10 protein-coding genes, 2 tRNA genes and 3 rRNA genes are annotated in these 18,967 nt (G+C 60.1%); 11 read left to right on the top strand and 4 right to left on the bottom strand.

Features of this window, described 5'->3' with window-relative positions; all coding sequences use genetic code 11:
- The first annotated feature begins 5 nt into the window (after nucleotides 1-5).
- Together yaaA and C2L65_RS10445 are read left to right on the top strand one after the other, a co-directional pair.
- On the top strand, nucleotides 6-788 hold the full coding sequence (yaaA, locus tag C2L65_RS10450) for a peroxide stress protein YaaA (RefSeq protein WP_042314695.1): 783 nt from the start codon (nucleotides 6-8) through the stop codon (nucleotides 786-788).
- A gap of 29 nt (nucleotides 789-817) precedes the next feature.
- Entirely contained in the window at nucleotides 818-1,984 is a 1,167-nt protein-coding gene (locus C2L65_RS10445; RefSeq protein WP_007588107.1) for a M14 family metallopeptidase, read from the top strand.
- Nucleotides 1,985-2,106: 122 nt separating this feature from the next.
- Here C2L65_RS10445 and C2L65_RS10440 read toward each other — a convergent pair whose 3' ends face one another.
- The 4 genes from C2L65_RS10440 to C2L65_RS10425 form a co-directional block, all read right to left on the bottom strand.
- On the bottom strand, nucleotides 2,107-2,787 hold the full coding sequence (locus tag C2L65_RS10440; RefSeq protein WP_042314694.1) for a BspC domain-containing protein: 681 nt from the start codon (nucleotides 2,785-2,787) through the stop codon (nucleotides 2,107-2,109).
- Between the two features lie 198 nt (nucleotides 2,788-2,985).
- Nucleotides 2,986-3,660, bottom strand: a complete 675-nt coding sequence (locus C2L65_RS10435) for an energy-coupling factor ABC transporter permease (RefSeq protein WP_007588105.1) — start codon at nucleotides 3,658-3,660, stop codon at nucleotides 2,986-2,988.
- Between the two features lie 109 nt (nucleotides 3,661-3,769).
- The gene (locus C2L65_RS10430) at nucleotides 3,770-4,651 is read right to left on the bottom strand and encodes a response regulator transcription factor (protein ID WP_042314728.1); all 882 of its coding nucleotides are present in this window, start codon (nucleotides 4,649-4,651) and stop codon (nucleotides 3,770-3,772) included.
- A 198-nt stretch (nucleotides 4,652-4,849) separates the two neighbouring features.
- A complete protein-coding gene (locus tag C2L65_RS10425; RefSeq protein WP_042314693.1) occupies nucleotides 4,850-6,064 on the bottom strand; it encodes a DUF2863 family protein in 1,215 nt (404 codons plus the stop codon).
- 260 nt (nucleotides 6,065-6,324) lie between these two features.
- On the opposite strand from C2L65_RS10425, the gene C2L65_RS10420 reads away from it, so the two are divergent.
- The 9 genes from C2L65_RS10420 to C2L65_RS10380 all read left to right on the top strand — a co-directional run bounded on the left by C2L65_RS10420 (nucleotide 6,325) and on the right by C2L65_RS10380 (nucleotide 18,947).
- Entirely contained in the window at nucleotides 6,325-7,449 is a 1,125-nt protein-coding gene (locus C2L65_RS10420; RefSeq protein ID WP_042314692.1) for an AI-2E family transporter, read from the top strand.
- A gap of 459 nt (nucleotides 7,450-7,908) precedes the next feature.
- A 16S ribosomal RNA gene (locus C2L65_RS10415) occupies nucleotides 7,909-9,439 on the top strand.
- Between the two features lie 65 nt (nucleotides 9,440-9,504).
- Nucleotides 9,505-9,581 (top strand) — tRNA-Ile (locus tag C2L65_RS10410).
- 51 nt (nucleotides 9,582-9,632) lie between these two features.
- A tRNA-Ala gene (locus tag C2L65_RS10405) sits at nucleotides 9,633-9,708 on the top strand.
- Between the two features lie 314 nt (nucleotides 9,709-10,022).
- Nucleotides 10,023-12,903: ribosomal RNA gene (locus C2L65_RS10400) — 23S ribosomal RNA — on the top strand.
- A 199-nt stretch (nucleotides 12,904-13,102) separates the two neighbouring features.
- A 5S ribosomal RNA gene (rrf, locus tag C2L65_RS10395) occupies nucleotides 13,103-13,216 on the top strand.
- Together the 16S, 23S and 5S rRNA genes with 2 tRNA genes alongside form the textbook arrangement of a ribosomal RNA operon.
- 468 nt (nucleotides 13,217-13,684) lie before the next feature.
- Nucleotides 13,685-14,392: a translesion DNA synthesis-associated protein ImuA gene (gene imuA, locus C2L65_RS10390; protein WP_042311687.1), complete on the top strand. Its 708-nt coding sequence runs from the start codon at nucleotides 13,685-13,687 to the stop codon at nucleotides 14,390-14,392.
- The gene (locus tag C2L65_RS10385) at nucleotides 14,322-15,791 is read left to right on the top strand and encodes a Y-family DNA polymerase (RefSeq protein ID WP_233446451.1); all 1,470 of its coding nucleotides are present in this window, start codon (nucleotides 14,322-14,324) and stop codon (nucleotides 15,789-15,791) included. The genes imuA and C2L65_RS10385 overlap by 71 nt, the downstream gene beginning before the upstream one ends.
- 6 nt (nucleotides 15,792-15,797) lie before the next feature.
- Nucleotides 15,798-18,947 carry an error-prone DNA polymerase gene (locus C2L65_RS10380; RefSeq protein ID WP_042311684.1) on the top strand — a complete coding sequence of 1,050 codons (3,150 nt, stop codon included), beginning with the start codon at nucleotides 15,798-15,800 and terminating at the stop codon, nucleotides 18,945-18,947.
- Nucleotides 18,948-18,967: the final 20 nt, after the last annotated feature.

Genomic DNA, 18,967 nt, shown 5'->3' with positions numbered 1-18,967 from the left:
CCTCTATGATAATCGTTCTGTCGCCGGCCAAATCGCTCGACTACGACACCCCGCCGCACGTCAAGAAGCACACGATCCCCGATTTCGTCGATGACGCCGCCGAACTGATCGGCGATCTGCGCCGCCTTTCGCCACAAGACATCGCGCCGCTGATGGACATTTCCGATCAGCTCGCGCATCTGAATTTCCAGCGTTATGCCGACTGGTCGCCGAAATTCGACACGTCCAATGCGAAGCAAGCCGTGCTCGCGTTCAACGGCGACGTGTACGAAGGCTTCGACGCGAAGTCGCTGTCCGCATCCGATCTCGACTATGCGCAGCAGCACGTGCGCGTGCTGTCGGGCCTTTACGGTCTGCTGCGTCCGCTCGATCTGCTGCAGCCGTATCGGCTCGAAATGGGCACGCGCTTCGAGAACCGGCGCGGCAAGGATCTGTACGCGTTCTGGGGCGAGCGCATCACGCAGGCGCTCAACCGGCAACTGGAAAAGAAACAGGACGGCTCGCGCGTGCTGACCAACTGCGCGTCGACGGAATATTTCAAGTCGGTCAAGCCGAAGAAACTTGCCGCGCCCGTCATCACGCCCGTGTTCGAGGACTGGAAGAGCGGGCGATACAAGATCATCAGTTTTCACGCGAAACGCGCGCGCGGTCTCATGGCGCGCTATCTGGTGGAGAATCGCTTCGAAACGCCGGAGCAACTCAAGGGCTTCGACGCCGAAGGCTACGCATTCGACGCCGATGCTTCGAACGATTCCACCTACGTCTTTCGCCGGCGCATCGCGGACTGACGCCGCGCCGAACCAGCAGGAATATCAACATGACGCTATCCATTACGAGCAATTTCGACGCAGGCGCGATCGAAGTCCTGTCCTGTGCGCAGGCCGACAACATCCGCTTGCGCGTGCGTCCGGACAGCCACGCCGACTTTGCGCAGTGGTTCTATTTCCGTCTGTCGGGCGCGCGCGGCGAGCGCTGCGTGATGACGTTCGAGAACGCCGCCGACTGCGCGTTCGCCGACGGCTGGCGCAACTATCAGGCGTGCGCGAGCTATGACCGCGTGAACTGGTTTCGCGTGCCGACCTCGTACGACGGCCGCGTGTTGACCATCGATCACACGCCCGATTTCGACCGCATCTATTACGCGTACTTCGAGCCGTATAGCGAAGAGCGCCACTCGGAATTTCTCGGCGCAGTTCAACAGATGCCGCATGCGGCGCTGACGGAACTGGGCAAGACGGTCGAAGGCCGGCCGATGTCGCTGCTCACGCTCGGCGCGCCGACCTTGCTCGAAGACGGCACGCTGAAGCCGAAGAAGATCATCTGGATCATCGCGCGCCAGCATCCGGGCGAGACGATGGCCGAGTGGTTCGTCGAAGGCCTGGTGAAGCGGCTCGCGGGGTGGGGCGACTGGTCGGGAGACCCCGTCGCGCGCAAGCTCTTCGATTACGCCGACTTCTACATCGTGCCGAACATGAACCCGGACGGCAGTGTGCATGGCAATCTGCGCACGAATGCGGCCGGCGCGAACCTGAATCGCGAATGGATGGAGCCGGACGCCGCGCGCAGCCCCGAAGTGCTGCTCGTGCGCGACGCGATTCACGCGACGGGCTGCGATCTGTTCTTCGACATTCACGGCGACGAAGCGCTGCCGTATGTGTTCGTCGCGGGCTCGGAGATGCTGCCGAGTTTCACCGAGCGCCAACGTCAGGAGCAGACGGCGTTCATCGAGAACTTCAAGCGCGCGAGTCCCGATTTCCAGGACAAGTACGGTTATGAAGCGAGCAAGTATCGGCAGGATGCGCTCAAGCTCGCGTCGAAGTACATTGGCAACGAATTCGGCTGCCTGTCGCTGACGTTGGAAATGCCGTTCAAGGACAACGCGAATCTGCCCGATGAACGCGTGGGCTGGAACGGCGAGCGCAGCGCGTCGCTCGGTGCGTCGATGCTGCAGGCGATTCTGTGGCATATGGAGACGTTTGCCTGACGTGTATCGTTGATGCGCGGTAAAGGTATGTAAAAAAGCGAGGCCACGCATCGTGCGTGGCCTCGCTTTTTTTGCTCGCGTGAATTGCCTGATCCGATGTTCGGATCAGGCGAGGGCGCGAGTCAATGTGTCTTCTTGGTGGTCGACTTTTTCGCGCCCGCTTTAGCGTTCGTCTTCGCGGCGCTGCTCTTGGTCGTCACGGCCTTGCCTGACGATTTGGTCGACTTCTTGTTGCCCGACTTGTTCGTCGTGCCTTTCGACTTGCCCGAGTTCTTCTTCGAGCCCTTGCCGCTAACGGCGTGCTTGCCCTTTGCGGTGTTCGAGCCCGACGACGCCGTGCTTCGCGAGCGCAATGGCGGCACGGGGTCGTTCCAGCTGAACGCGAGCATCTGCGCGCCGACATAGCCGCAGCGGAACTTGAGCTGCGCCGGGTCGCCGCCGCCTTGCGGAACGCCCAGGCCTTCGACGGTCACAACGCTGTCGACCTTGACCTTCTGCTTGCCTTCGTCGAACGAATCGTTCCAGGGCGTGACGGCTGCATGCGCGCTATCGAAAGAGCTGGGCGGAAACTCGACGTGATCGAAAGCCGTCGATGTGCTCGCGACGAAGTCGCCATGCGCGGCGCAATCCGCAACGAGCGGATCGGCGTGCATATCGTTGATGAATTTGCTGACGAGGTCGTTGTGCTGCCCGAGTTGATCGGCGAAGGCAGGCAGCGAGCATGCGAGCGACGCGCTCGCAACCCACACCGCCAACCGGCCGACCAACCGCGGCAATCGGCGCGGTGCGTTGGTGCGATCCATCTATCTATGGTCAATGCTATGAAGACGTCAGGCACATAAGATGCCCGTCTGCAGGAAGGAGTTCAATCCTGGCACAAATATTTTCTCGTGTCGTGGTGAGGAGGCTCAACGAGCGAGAGATAGGCGGATGTTGCATGCATGGGCGAACGAGCCGGACAGGCGCATTCATCTCGATGCCGGTGCAGTGCAATTGAGGGATCAGGTGCGCGGGCCACCGAGGCGATAGCGGCGGACATCATAAGTCGTGACCCACGCGGGACGATAGACAGCGATCAGTGCCGTCGACATACCCGTGAACCACGATTCACCCGACGCAAGCAGGAACACGCTAAACGCATAGCCGGCTGGGATCACGGACATCGAACCGTCGGCGAGCGCGATATGCGTTGCCAACGCAACGGCCGATGCCACCGTAACCGCGATGGCGGGCGACACGAAGCCCTGGCCGAAGATGAACATGAAGAGATTGCGCGGCAGCCACGCGATGCACGCGCGTTGCAGGAGCGTCGATACGCCGACGGGCACTGCGCCGAACACGAGGAAGGTGAGCGCGATGCCTTGCCAGGGCGCGTCGAAGACGACGGCGGCAAGCCCCGTCACGATGGCCATTGCGATGAGCGCAAGCCCCCAGTCGAATAGCGTGACGACGAGCGTTGCACCGAGGAGGTGAATCACCGTGCCATCTTCGAGCCATGCGTTGGTCGCCCACAGCACCGATACGGCCACGATGATGGCGAGCCACACATGCTGGAGCACGGGTTCCTGCAAGCGCTTGAACGGGTTCTTCCAGAGTGCGAGCGCGAGCAAAGCCACAGCGGCGATCCAGCCACCGACAGCGACCCACAACGGAAGCGGTGTGTAGAGGAAACCCATGTCTTCATATTACTCGTTGAATAGCAAAACGTGTGAGCGGATTCCATGCCAGCGATGATTTATGTCTATTCACGGTGGATTCCTTTCGACCTTTACACCCGTTGCACCTTTACATCGCGCCGTCGTCGCGTTCCGGGAGCTTGCGCCGTATGTCGTAGGGCGTCGTCGCTTCGGCGGCCATCGGCAATGCGCCGGTAGTGTCGTTGGCAGGCAACGGATAGCGGAAAGTTCGCGGCTTGCGCTGGCGCAGTGGCGTGACGTTGGACGTCACGCGCGCCGGCCGCTGGATGCGATTGTGTCCGCTGCGCAGCACTTCGAGTTGCGCGGTGAGCCAGCCGTTGTAGATCGCGACGGCGGCGGCGCGGTTCGGTGCGCCCAGTTGCTGGAAGATCGTCGCTAAATGGATTTTCACGGTGCCCTCGCTGATGCCTAACGCGCGAGCAATCATTTTATTCGTACTGCCCATGTGTACGCAGCGCATGATCTGTTCTTGCCGCGGCGAAAGGCCGCCGCCAAGGCGTGGCCGCTTTGGCGGCGCAACCAGTTCGAGCGGGCGCGCGTCGTTCAGTGGACGCACCAGCTTGCCGGATGGCGTAGGTGCATCGAACGAAAGGGCGCCCGCAGGGATGTAGTGGACGCCCAGCAAAACCATTTCCAGCGCGCGCACGATCACGCGTGGATCCGTGGAGCGCGGAATCACGCCGAGTACGCCTTTCTCGACGAACGCGCGCACATGGGCGGGCGAGATGTCGTCGACCAGCACGGCGACGGGCAGGCCGGGATGATTGGCGAGCAACGTGCGGGCGTCGAGGGGCGACATCCAGTCCTCCCAGTCGATCAGCAGCAGATCCGGTTGCAGGCGGCGCAGCGTGCGCTCGACCTGCTGCCAGTCCTGCGCTTCGCCGAACCGTGCCTGCCGGTCGATCTGCCGTAAGAGTGTCTTGAGTCCTTCCCTGCGTTCGGCGTCTGAGTTGAAAACTGAAAATCGCATGCATTGCCTCCTGATCGATCGGTCGTGGCGGCGCGATGCACGCAACGATTTCGTCGTCGCGCAGCGATGCACCATCGTGTCGATGATGACAAATTCCCAGTCGCGTGGCGGCCTGTCCAGGTGGCATAGGACGAGTGCCATGAAAAAAGCCCCGCATGGGGCGGGGCTTGATTCGATGCAGAGAAAACTCTGAAGTGATCAGTGGAAATGTGGCTGAGCGGGCTCGGCATCTTCCGGCATTTCGGCGTGAACGATCTCGCCGAGCGGATCCGCATAAAGCGGGACGCCGCAGTCGTCACAATATTCCGGTTCGAAGCGGCCAGCGTGACGGCGGATATCGGTGATGCCCGTTTCTTTCAGCAACGCGACGATATCTTCGAGCGGGCCTTCGGTCGCCATCGCCTCTTGCGGTTCTTCGTCGATACCCGGGTCGCCATTCTCGCGGCCGTACAGCGGCCACACGACGCCGTAGATCACGTCGTTGCTGCCGCGGCGCGTGAAGCCGATCCGGTATTCGTCGATGCGTCGCTCGCCGAAGCCCGCGACGACGGCGCGCAGTTCGTCGGGTGTCGCGCCGATCGTGTCGAACAGATAGCGCACCGCGGTGCGTACGGTGTGCGGGCGCACGCGCTCGTCGGCGTCACGGCAGGCCGAGTAGTAGGCGTCCGGCAACAGGCATTCGAACTCGCAACCGGGCAGCACAACAGCCAGATTGGCGCCGCCTTGCGTCGCCCATTGCTCGAGGCACTGGCCGCGCTCGATGCGCGAGCCACCTTCTTCTTCCTGCCAGCGGAACACCGGCGCGCCGACGGGCGCTGCGACGACGGCCAGCACGAAACGCGGATCGGCCAGGATGGGCGAGGTTTCCGGCAGTTCGCCAAAGTTGATTTTCGCGTTGCCGCCGCCGACGGCTGCTTGCGCCAGTTGCTGCGCGAGGCGCCAGGTTTCGACGTGGTGACGCGGCAACTGGTCGATGCTATACATAAAGGGCGCCATCGCGACGCGCGTGTCGGCTGCAAGCACATGTGCCTGCAGATGGGCGCGCAGTGCGTCGGCCGCGTCGCCTTTGAGCGAGCCCGACGGAATGGCGTAGCGCGTCCAGGCCAGTACGGGCGCGGCGATCAGCAACGCTTCGTACTGGGCGCCATCGTGCTCGACGATCAGCGACTCGCTATGCGTTTCGGCCATGTCGGCAAGGGCGCCGTAAGCGTCCGGATGATTCTGCTGCAGATGGTCGAGCGCGGCGTCGAGTGTCGTCTGGTTGCCGTTGCGGACTATTTTCGCGAGCAGTGCGTCGAGCTTGGATTCCCAGAAGCGGTCTTCGGTGCGGCTGCCCGACGCGAAGAGCGCGAGCGACAGACCGACCAGCTTGTCGGCATCGGGAGGGAGACGTTTGGCGATTCGCGAGCGCATAAATCCGGAGGTTGTGTGCAGAGAACCATATATTCTAGTCGTTTCTTCGTCGACATATTATCGACACGCACTGCTGGCAGTGAATCGCCCGCAGTGTGGGCTTGTCAGTCTGTGAAGGGCTTGCTCGTGGCGGCTGTCCGCTTGAGTCTTTTGTTGCGGTCGCGGCTTTCGCCCGAGCTTTCCTATACTCGTTCTGCAGACGTTTCGGTGTCTGTGTGGCGTTCGTTCAGATCAGCGTGGGATCGTGTCGGGGGTGGTGCATGGTGAAGTCGGACCAACTGATCGAGCGGCTGGCTGCCGTGTTTGCGTTGCTGCTGCTGGTCGGCGGCTCGCTGCTGGTGCTGGCGCCGTTCACGACCGCGCTGCTGTGGGGCGCGATTCTCAGCTATAGCTCGTGGGGCTTGTACTGCAAGCTGTCGCAGACCCTCGGCGGGCGGCGCAAGTGGGCGGCGACGCTGATCGTGCTCATCATTCTGGTCGTCGTGCTGGGCCCCTTCGTGTACGCGGGGTTCGCGCTGGGCGCGCATACCAAGGACATCACCGCGTTCGTGCAAAGGCTGACGGATTCGGGCCTGCCCGATCTGCCCGATTGGGTCGCACGGATTCCGCTCGTCGGTTCGAGCATCGAATCGTTCTGGGAGCGCGTGACCAGCAGCAATTCCGAAATGGTTGCGCAACTGCGCGTGCTGGCCGCGCCGGCGGGCAAGTGGGTTCTCGCGGCCGCGCTTGCCGTCACGCATGGGCTGGGATTGCTCGCGCTCAGCATCATTCTCACTTTCTTCTTTTATACGGGCGGCGAGGGCGCGGCGGCATGGCTCAACGCTGGCATGCGGCGCATCGCCGGCGAGCGCGCCGACTATCTGCTGGCGTTGGCGGGCAGCACGGTGAAGGGGGTGGTGTACGGGATCCTCGGGACGGCGCTGGTGCAGGGCGTACTGGCTGGTTTCGGCTGCTGGATTGCGGGCGTGCCGACGCCGGCGTTACTTGGGCTCGCGACGTTCTTTCTTTCGGTGATTCCGGGCGGCCCTGTCGTGGTGTGGCTGCCCGCCGCGATCTGGCTGTATCACGGCGGCGAAACGGGATGGGCGATCTTTCTCGTGGTGTGGGGCGTGATAGTGGTGGGCATGTCCGATAACGTCGTTAAGCCTATCCTGATCGGCAAGAGCAGCGACATGCCGCTGATTCTCGTGATGCTCGGCATTCTGGGCGGCGCGTTCGCGTTTGGCTTCCTCGGCGTTTTTATTGGGCCGACGCTTCTCGCTGTGGCTTATACGGTGCTTCACGACTGGACGATCGGTTCGCCCGATGCTCGCGAGCTGGCCGCGAAGGCGGGCGGAAAACCGGCAGACCCTGTGGCGCGAGTGGAGAAGGCGCGGGAGGAATGATTGTTCCGGCCGCTTTCGAAAAAAACTTTGCGTCACACCCTTGTCACGGGGCGCGGGATGGCCTAAGATTCCCGTCCTCGTTGAGCCGCAGGCAGTTGGATGCGACACAACGGGGCCGCGGCAGAAACGGCGCGGTCGTGAAGTGGGCAGGGTTTTTCAGGCGATGCTAAAAAAACCGGTTGACGAAACGAAAAAGGTTCTTCATAATCTCGTTTCTCTGCTGCTGACGCAGCGACGTGGTGAAAGCAAGGCGCTTCCCGCGAATGTTCTTTAACAATCAACAGCCGATAAGTGTGGGTGCTCGATGGCGGCGCGCGGTGATCTTCGGGTCACTGAACAAGCGAAAGTAATCGAGTCTCACACAGAAGTAATTGAGGAAGGTTTGAGTAATCAGATCTTTCGTCAGTGATTTTGAGTGAGCGACCGGTTCTTAACGGAACCGAAAACAGTAACAGGTTTGAACTGAAGAGTTTGATCCTGGCTCAGATTGAACGCTGGCGGCATGCCTTACACATGCAAGTCGAACGGCAGCGCGGGGGCAACCCTGGCGGCGAGTGGCGAACGGGTGAGTAATACATCGGAACGTGTCCTGGAGTGGGGGATAGCCCGGCGAAAGCCGGATTAATACCGCATACGATCCTGGGATGAAAGCGGGGGACCGAAAGGCCTCGCGCTCAAGGGGCGGCCGATGGCAGATTAGCTAGTTGGTGGGGTAAAGGCCTACCAAGGCGACGATCTGTAGCTGGTCTGAGAGGACGACCAGCCACACTGGGACTGAGACACGGCCCAGACTCCTACGGGAGGCAGCAGTGGGGAATTTTGGACAATGGGGGCAACCCTGATCCAGCAATGCCGCGTGTGTGAAGAAGGCCTTCGGGTTGTAAAGCACTTTTGTCCGGAAAGAAAACCTCCGTCCTAATACGGTGGGGGGATGACGGTACCGGAAGAATAAGCACCGGCTAACTACGTGCCAGCAGCCGCGGTAATACGTAGGGTGCAAGCGTTAATCGGAATTACTGGGCGTAAAGCGTGCGCAGGCGGTTCGCTAAGACCGATGTGAAATCCCCGGGCTTAACCTGGGAACTGCATTGGTGACTGGCGGGCTAGAGTATGGCAGAGGGGGGTAGAATTCCACGTGTAGCAGTGAAATGCGTAGAGATGTGGAGGAATACCGATGGCGAAGGCAGCCCCCTGGGCCAATACTGACGCTCATGCACGAAAGCGTGGGGAGCAAACAGGATTAGATACCCTGGTAGTCCACGCCCTAAACGATGTCAACTAGTTGTCGGGTCTTCATTGACTTGGTAACGAAGCTAACGCGTGAAGTTGACCGCCTGGGGAGTACGGTCGCAAGATTAAAACTCAAAGGAATTGACGGGGACCCGCACAAGCGGTGGATGATGTGGATTAATTCGATGCAACGCGAAAAACCTTACCTACCCTTGACATGTACGGAACCTTGCTGAGAGGTGAGGGTGCCCGAAAGGGAGCCGTAACACAGGTGCTGCATGGCTGTCGTCAGCTCGTGTCGTGAGATGTTGGGTTAAGTCCCGCAACGAGCGCAACCCTTGTCCCTAGTTGCTACGCAAGAGCACTCTAGGGAGACTGCCGGTGACAAACCGGAGGAAGGTGGGGATGACGTCAAGTCCTCATGGCCCTTATGGGTAGGGCTTCACACGTCATACAATGGTCGGAACAGAGGGTTGCCAAGCCGCGAGGTGGAGCCAATCCCAGAAAACCGATCGTAGTCCGGATCGCAGTCTGCAACTCGACTGCGTGAAGCTGGAATCGCTAGTAATCGCGGATCAGCATGCCGCGGTGAATACGTTCCCGGGTCTTGTACACACCGCCCGTCACACCATGGGAGTGGGTTTTACCAGAAGTGGCTAGTCTAACCGCAAGGAGGACGGTCACCACGGTAGGATTCATGACTGGGGTGAAGTCGTAACAAGGTAGCCGTATCGGAAGGTGCGGCTGGATCACCTCCTTTCCAGAGCTTCGCGCTTCAAAGTTGAGCGCTCACACTTGTCGGCTGTTAATTGAAGACAGGCTCAGGGGTCTGTAGCTCAGTCGGTTAGAGCACCGTCTTGATAAGGCGGGGGTCGATGGTTCGAATCCATCCAGACCCACCAGCGTCTTGTCTGAGGTGGCTGATCGCAAACCCCCCTGTGTACTGTGTGACTGGGGGATTAGCTCAGCTGGGAGAGCACCTGCTTTGCAAGCAGGGGGTCGTCGGTTCGATCCCGTCATCCTCCACCAATTCCCAATGTTGGTTTCATTGGCGCGAACGTCGAAAGATGTTGGCGGTTCAGTGTGACAAACATTGGCAATTGAGCCAGTCAGATACGGTATGAAGCAGTAACGCATATCGGCTGTCGTTCTTTAACAATCAGGAAGAAGTAGTAAAGAGATTCACGAAAGCATACTTAGAGATGGGTGTGCGAGTAGGTGAATCAGGGTTGTGATTGTATCAATGTATTTTTTGAGTTCATCGAAAGACGAACCTGGAATACGGCACAACGCGAATACTCAACCTGTAGCGGATGTACTCGAAAGAGACACACCCGTTATAGGGTCAAGCGAACAAGTGCATGTGGTGGATGCCTTGGCGATCACAGGCGATGAAGGACGCGGTAGCCTGCGAAAAGCGGTGGGGAGCTGGCAAACGAGCTTTGATCCACCGATATCCGAATGGGGAAACCCGGCCCGTATGGGTCATCCATGGCTGAATACATAGGCCATGCGAAGCGAACGCGGTGAACTGAAACATCTAAGTAACCGCAGGAACAGAAATCAACCGAGATTCCCAAAGTAGTGGCGAGCGAAATGGGACCAGCCTGTACTCTTTATCTTCGTTGTTAGCCAAACGCTCTGGAAAGTGCGGCCATAGTGGGTGATAGCCCCGTAGGCGAAAACAGCGAGGAAGAACTAGGTGTACGACAAGTAGGGCGGGACACGTGAAATCCTGTCTGAAGATGGGGGGACCATCCTCCAAGGCTAAATACTCGTGATCGACCGATAGTGAACCAGTACCGTGAGGGAAAGGCGAAAAGAACCCCGGGAGGGGAGTGAAACAGATCCTGAAACCGCATGCATACAAACAGTCGGAGCCTCGCAAGGGGTGACGGCGTACCTTTTGTATAATGGGTCAGCGACTTACATTCAGTGGCGAGCTTAACCGATTAGGGCAGGCGTAGCGAAAGCGAGTCCGAACAGGGCGATTCAGTCGCTGGGTGTAGACCCGAAACCAGGTGATCTATCCATGGCCAGGATGAAGGTGCGGTAACACGTACTGGAGGTCCGAACCCACTAACGTTGAAAAGTTAGGGGATGAGCTGTGGATAGGGGTGAAAGGCTAAACAAACCTGGAAATAGCTGGTTCTCTCCGAAAACTATTTAGGTAGTGCCTCGTGTATCACCTTCGGGGGTAGAGCACTGTCATGGTTGAAGGGTCCATTGCGGATTACTTCGCCATAGCAAACTCCGAATACCGAAGAGTGCAATCACGGGAGACAGACATCGGGTGCTAACGTCCGGTGTCAAGAGGGAAACAACCCAGACCGCCAGCTAAGGTCCCCAAATATGACTAAGTGGGAAACGAAGTGGGAAGGCTAAAACAGTCAGGAGGTTGGCTTAGAAGCAGCCATCCTTTAAAGAAAGCGTAATAGCTCACTGATCGAGTCGTCCTGCGCGGAAGATGTAACGGGGCTAAGTCATATACCGAAGCTGCGGATGCACATTTATGTGCATGGTAGGAGAGCGTTCCGTAAGCCTGCGAAGGTGCGTTGAAAAGCGTGCTGGAGGTATCGGAAGTGCGAATGCTGACATGAGTAGCGATAAAGGGGGTGAAAGGCCCCCTCGCCGTAAGCCCAAGGTTTCCTACGCAACGTTCATCGGCGTAGGGTGAGTCGGCCCCTAAGGCGAGGCAGAAATGCGTAGCTGATGGGAAGCAGGTCAATATTCCTGCACCAGTGTGAAATGCGATGGGGGGACGGATCGCGGAAGGTTGTCCGGGTGTTGGAAGTCCCGGTCGCTGCGTTGGAGAAGGTGCTCTGGCAAATCCGGGCACGGAATTCAAGGGCGTGGCGCGAGCTCCTTCGGGAGCGAAGCAATCGGAAGGGGTTCCAGGAAAAGCCTCTAAGCTTCAGTTTCACATTGACCGTACCGCAAACCGACACAGGTGGGCGAGATGAGTATTCTAAGGCGCTTGAGAGAACTCGGGAGAAGGAACTCGGCAAATTGGTACCGTAACTTCGGGATAAGGTACGCCCCTGTAGCTTGATGCCCCTGCGGGCAAAGGGTGAAGGGGTTGCAATAAACTGGTGGCTGCGACTGTTTAATAAAAACACAGCACTCTGCAAACACGAAAGTGGACGTATAGGGTGTGACGCCTGCCCGGTGCCGGAAGATTAAATGATGGGGTGCAAGCTCTTGATTGAAGTCCCGGTAAACGGCGGCCGTAACTATAACGGTCCTAAGGTAGCGAAATTCCTTGTCGGGTAAGTTCCGACCTGCACGAATGGCGTAACGATGGCCACACTGTCTCCTCCCGAGACTCAGCGAAGTTGAAGTGTTTGTGATGATGCAATCTCCCCGCGGCTAGACGGAAAGACCCCATGAACCTTTACTGTAGCTTTGCATTGGACTTTGAACCGATCTGTGTAGGATAGGTGGGAGGCTATGAAGCGTGAACGCCAGTTTGCGTGGAGCCGTCCTTGAAATACCACCCTGGTTTGTTTGAGGTTCTAACCTTGGCCCGTGATCCGGGTCGGGGACAGTGCATGGTGGGCAGTTTGACTGGGGCGGTCTCCTCCCAAAGTGTAACGGAGGAGTACGAAGGTACGCTAGGTACGGTCGGAAATCGTGCTGATAGTGCAATGGCATAAGCGTGCTTAACTGCGAGACCGACAAGTCGAGCAGGTGCGAAAGCAGGTCATAGTGATCCGGTGGTTCTGTATGGAAGGGCCATCGCTCAACGGATAAAAGGTACTCTGGGGATAACAGGCTGATACCGCCCAAGAGTTCATATCGACGGCGGTGTTTGGCACCTCGATGTCGGCTCATCTCATCCTGGGGCTGTAGCCGGTCCCAAGGGTATGGCTGTTCGCCATTTAAAGAGGTACGTGAGCTGGGTTTAAAACGTCGTGAGACAGTTTGGTCCCTATCTGCCGTGGGCGCTGGATATTTGAAGGGGGCTGCTCCTAGTACGAGAGGACCGGAGTGGACGAACCTCTGGTGTACCGGTTGTCACGCCAGTGGCATCGCCGGGTAGCTATGTTCGGAAGAGATAACCGCTGAAAGCATCTAAGCGGGAAACTCGCCTTGAGATGAGATATCCCCGGGGCTTCGAGCCCCTTGAAGGGTCGTTCAAGACCAGGACGTTGATAGGTCAGGTGTGGAAGCGCAGTAATGCGTTAAGCTAACTGATACTAATTGCCCGTAAGGCTTGATCCTATAACAGGTGTGTCTCGTGTCGATGATCGTTAGTGCTTCAGCACTTACGGGCATCCCACTCCCGAAGGGAGTACGGACACGCACACGGTTGAGTGATCAGTGTTGTGCCAGAAACAACACAACCCAACACCCTCTTTACACCATACTTCTTCCAGATTGGCTGTGGCGCACCACAAATGCGACGCAGCAACCCGTCATGCCTGATGACCATAGCGAGTCGGTACCACCCCTTCCCATCCCGAACAGGACCGTGAAACGACTCCACGCCGATGATAGTGCGGATTGCCCGTGTGAAAGTAGGTAATCGTCAGGCTCCTTACCCAAGACAAGACCCCGCCCTCAAAAGCGGGGTCTTGGCGTTTGTGGAGAGCACGGTTTAACGTCGCGCCCGACGGCGTGGCCGGGCCGCAATGGCCGACGTCGCGATATCTCCTCAGCTTCCCTTTTGCCAGGCGTGCGCTGACGCGAGGCGCCATTCGCGTAGATTCGCACCCAATGCCCACCTGACCGCATCGACGCTCGACTGACGGTCTACGCCCAGCACATCAATCCCCTACATTTCTGTCCTTTGCACATCTTGACCAGCAGCGCGGTCAGCAATCGTCGTTCTGTCAATCTGCGTTAAAGCCAAACCGACAAAACATCTGACGAAACGTTTTAACTACCCCAAACCAGCCTCTGAAGTCCTAAGAAACCCCCAGCCCTTCCCAAAAAGGGCGCCATTTCCTTGCCAATTTCCGTGTAGGATACTGTACATATATACAGGTATTTTCCTACGCCGATGTCATCCGCAGTCACGCGTGCCGAAGAGATTCACCCATCGCTATGGCGAGCCTCGCAGCTCGCACGCGGCGGGCGGCGCACGCTTGACACCGGCTATCCCGCGCTATCTACAGAGTTGCCCGGCGGTGGCTGGCCCATCGGTGCGTTGGTCGATCTGCTGGTTCAGGTGCCGGGTGTCGGTGAGATGCGCCTGCTGCGGCCTGCATTGAGTTCACTGGGCGATCGTCCCATCGCGCTGGTACAGCCGCCGCATATTCCAGACGGCCTGGGCCTCGATTACATCGGGCTCTCTCTCGACAAGCTGCTGCAGGTCAAGGCGCCCAAAAGCTCCGACGCCTTCTGGTCCGCCGAGCAGATTCTGCGCGCCGGCACCTGCGGCGCGCTCATCTTGTGGGCGCAGCATGCGCAGGCGTCCTCGCTGCGTCGTCTGCATCTGGCCGCGCAGTCTTCTGAGACGCTCTTCATCATGGTCCGGCCGCTCGCCTCGGCTCAGGACTCATCGCCGGCTTTATTGCGGCTGGCGTTACGACCTTCGGCCGACGGTCTGATGGTCGACATCGTGAAACGACGAGGCCCAACACGCGCGGAGCCTCTGTCGATTCCTCTTCAACCCACCCCCGTTCTGTTTTCCCGTCATGCGCGTCTTTCTCGCCGTCCACTTGCCGAAGTTGCCGCTCGAAGTCTTTCGACCGAGGTGGTCGCCTGAGCCCGGGCACGGCAGCGTGGTGCTGGAGAAAGACAAGGTCGCGATCGCAGACGGCGCGGCCCGCGCAGCGGGCGTGCGGCTCGGGATGAAGCGCGGTGGCGTGCTGACGCTGTCGCCGGAAACGATGCTGTACGAGCGCGACATCGCACGCGAGAACGCCACGCAACGTGAAGTGGGCATCGCGCTGATGAAGTTTTCGCCCGACGTCGCGTTGCTCGACGAAGCGACGGTGCTCGTCGAAGTCGGCGGGAGTTTGCGGCTTTTCGGCGGCCTGTTGCCGTTGTGCCGTCAGGCGAAGGCGATTCTCGGCGCGCTCGGTCTGACGGCGCGCATCAGCGCCGCGCCGACCGGGCAGGGCGCATGGCTGCTGGCGAAACACGGCAACCGGCGCGTGCTGCAACTCGCATCGCTCGAACGCGTGCTCGAGCCGCTGCCGATGCTCGCCGTGCCGGAAATCCGTCCGTTTGCCGACTGGTTCAGCGGTCTTGGCTGCGAATCGATTGCCGATGTGCGCCGTCTGCCGCGCGCCGGCCTGCAGCGGCGCTGTGGCGAGCATCTGCTGGATTCGCTCGACCGCGCGTTCGGCACCGCGCCGGAACTGTTCGACTGGCTCGAGCTGCCGCCCACGTTCAGCGCGCGCCTCGAATTGCCCGATCGTCTAGAGCATGCGGACGGCGCAGTGTTTGCCGCGCATCGGCTGATCGTGCAGTTGTGCGGCTGGCTGTGCGCGAAGCAACTGGCCGTGACGGCGATCACGCTGTCGTTCGAGCATGAGCGCGGCCGCGAAGCCATGGCGCCGACGTCGATCGATATCGCCTTGGGCGAGGCCGCGTGGCGAGAAGATCATCTGCTGCGTCTCGTGAAGGAGCGGCTGCATCGTCTCACGCTGGAGGCGCCTGCCATTGCGTTGAGGCTTGATGCATCGAGGGTCGACGCTGCTGCGCCCGCCACCGATCAACTTTTCCCTCAGCCGGGCGGCTCACCGGCAGATCACGCGCGGCTGATTGAACTGCTGATCGCGCGCAACGGCGAAGAGAACGTGCTGCGTCCCGCGCCGACGGCCGATTACCGGCCTGAAGTCGCGAACCGCTGGGTGTCGATCAACCATGTGGAAAAGAAAATGCAGTTGCCCAAAGGCTTGCCGCGTCCGACATGGATGCTGGCGACGCCCGTGCGTCTGCTCATGCGCCAGCACCGGCCGTTTTATGGCTCGCCGCTGAAGATGGTATCGCCGGGTGAGCGGATCGAAGCGGGCTGGTTCGATGGCGCGCTCGTCACGCGCGACTATTTCGTGATGCAAGGCGAAGACCGCACCTGCTATTGGGTTTATTACGAACGCGTCAGCAGCCGCGATGCCGAAGAGGAGCCGCGCTGGTTCCTGCACGGCCTGTTCGGATGACGCGCGATGGATACAACCTTCAACGCGTTGCCGGCCTACGCCGAGCTGTTCTGTTTTTCGAACTTCACGTTCCTGCATGGCGCGTCGCATGCGGAAGAACTCGCCGAGCGCGCGTTTCAGCTCGGCTATTCAGGGCTCGCCGTCACCGACGAATGTTCGCTTGCGGGCGTCGTGCGCGCGCATGTGGCGGCGAAGGAAGTGGGTTTGCCGCTCGTGATCGGCTCGTACTTCCAGTTGCGCAACGCCGATGGCACGCCCGCGTTCGGCCTGATCCTGCTCGCGCAGAATCGCGAAGGCTACGGCAACTTGTCGGAGCTGATCACGCTCGCGCGCACGCGCGCGCCGAAGGGTGAATATCGCCTCACGCCGCACGATCTGTCGCGGCCCGATCGCGAGCACGCGCATCTGCGCGGCATGCCCGATTGTCTCGCGATCCTCGTGCCCGATTTTCCGGCGAGTGAAGAAATACTCGAAGCGCAGATCGAATGGCTCGACGAGACGTTTCCCGGCCGCGCATGGGTGGGGCTCGTGCTGCATCAGCGCGCGATGGACGACATTCATCGCGGCGCGCTCGAATATGTCGCGGAGAAGCAGAACGTGCCCGTCGTCGCATTGGGTCACGTCGTGATGCATGTGCGCTCGCGCAAGCCATTACAGGACACGATGACGGCGATCCGCGTCGGCAGGCCGGTGCATGAATGCGGCTACGAACTCGCGCCGAACGCAGAACAGCATCTGCGCTCGCGCTTGCGCATCGCGAATCTGTATCCCGAACATACGATACGCGAGACCATCAGCGTGCTGTCGCGCTGTGCGTTTTCGCTCGACGAGCTTCGCTATGAATATCCCGACGAACTCGTGCCGGAAGGCTACACGCCGACTGCGTATCTGCGCCAGGAAACGTACATCGGCGCGCAGTACCGCTTCCCCTCGGGCATTCCGTTCAACGTGCAGGAGCAGATCGAGCACGAACTCGCGCTGATCGCCGACCTCGGCTATGAGCCGTACTTTCTGACCGTCTACGACATCGTGCGTTATGCGCGCAGCCAGCACATTCTGTGTCAGGGGCGCGGGTCGGCGGCCAACTCGGCTGTGTGCTATTGCCTCGGCGTCACCGAGGTCGATCCGGCGCGCGGCAACATGTTGTTCGAGCGCTTCATCTCGAAGGAGCGCGGCGAGCCGCCCGACATCGACGTCGATTTCGAGCATCAGCGGCGCGAAGAAGTGATCCAGTACATCTATCGCAAGTATGGACGCGACCGCGCGGCGATCGCGGCGGCCGTGTCGACGTACCGGCCGCGCGGCGCATTGCGCGAAACGGGCAAGGCGCTCGGCATCGATCCGCAGATCGTCGATACCGTCGCGAAGTCACATCAATGGTTCGATACGAGTCACGATCTGCTCAAGCGCTTCGAAGAGTCGGGACTCGATCCGGAAAAACCGCTGATTCAGGCGTGGGCGCGGCTCGCGTCGCAACTGCTCAATTTCCCGCGTCATCTTTCGCAGCATTCGGGCGGTTTCGTGATCAGCCGCGGCAAGCTCACGCGGCTCGTGCCCGTCGAGAATGCGGCGATGGCCGATCGCTCGGTGATCGAGTGGGACAAGGACGATCTCGAATCGCTCGGTTTGCTGAAGGTCGATGTGCTCGCGCTCGGCATGCTGTCGGCGATCCGGCGCACGCTGGATCTCGTGTCGGACCGCATTGGCGAGCGCTTCGAAATGCAGCACATTCCGCCCGAAGACAAAGCGACTTACGACATGATCTCGAACGCCGATACAGTCGGCGTGTTCCAGATCGAATCGCGCGCGCAGATGAGCATGCTGCCGAGGCTGCGTCCGCAGACCTTCTACGATCTTGTGATCGAAGTCGCGATCGTGCGACCAGGGCCGATTCAAGGCGGCGCAGTGCATCCGTATTTGCGGCGTCGGCAGAAGCTCGAACCTGTCAGCTATCCGAGCGAGCAACTGAAAGTCGCGCTCGAACGTACGCTCGGTGTGCCGATCTTCCAGGAGCAGGTGATGCAGGTCGCGATTCTCGCGGCGGGTTTCACACCGGGCGAGGCGGATCAGTTGCGTCGTGCGATGGCCGCATGGAAGCGCAAGGGCGGCCTCGAAAAATACTACGACCGCATCGTTAACGGCATGCGTGAGCGCGGCTACGAGCAAAGTTTTGCCGAGGCGATTTTCGAGCAGATCAAAGGCTTCGGTGAATATGGTTTTCCGGAGAGCCACGCGGCGAGTTTCGCGCTATTGGTCTATGCGAGCAGCTGGCTGAAATGCCACGAGCCCGAGGCATTTCTCGCCGCGATGCTCAACAGCCAGCCGATGGGCTTCTATTCGCCATCACAACTCGTGCAGGACGCGCGACGACACGGCGTAATCGCGTTGCCGGTCGATGTGACGATCAGCGGCTGGGATTCATCGCTCGAAACGGTGGAAGGTAACGCGCGTCCCGCCGTTCGCCTCGGCCTGTCGCTGCTGCGCGGCATGAAAGACGGCGCAGCCGAGCGTATCGAAAACGCGCGCGCGGTGCGGCCATTCGGAAGCGTTCACGATCTCGCGCGCCGGGCGCAACTCAACCGGCGCGATCTGCACGTGCTCGCCGACGCGAATGCGTTGTCGTCGCTGGCGGGGAACCGGCGCGAAGCGTTGTGGCACTCGGTGGACGCCGTGCCCGACAAGGACATGCTGTCGGTTGCCGCCGTTCAGGACGATACGCCCGAACTCGGCGCGCCGTCGGAGGCGCAGGACATCGTTGCGGATTACCGCTCGGTGGGACTGACGCTCGGTCGTCATCCGCTGGAGTTGCTGCGGCCCGCGTTGCTGGAACAGCGGTTAATGCCCGCGTCGAAGTTGCGCGACTATCGCAATGGGCGGCTCGCGCGCGGCTGCGGCATCGTCACCGTGCGACAGCGGCCGGGCACGGCCAAGGGCGTGCTGTTCGTGACGATCGAGGACGAGACGGGCAACGTCAACGTGATCATCTGGCCGAGTTTGCTGGAAAGACAAAGGAAAGAAGCGCTCGGTGCATCGCTGCTCGCCGTGTACGGCACGTGGCAATGCGAAGGCGAAGTGCGGCACCTGGTGGCACAACGGCTCGTCGATATGTCGCATCTGCTGGGCGGCTTGCAATCGATGAGCCGTGACTTCCACTGACTTTCTATAGCACTTTATGT

This window comes from Paraburkholderia terrae (assembly GCF_002902925.1).
GTDB lineage: Bacteria > Pseudomonadota > Gammaproteobacteria > Burkholderiales > Burkholderiaceae > Paraburkholderia > Paraburkholderia terrae.
This window is presented reverse-complemented; position numbering and strand designations above follow the sequence as displayed.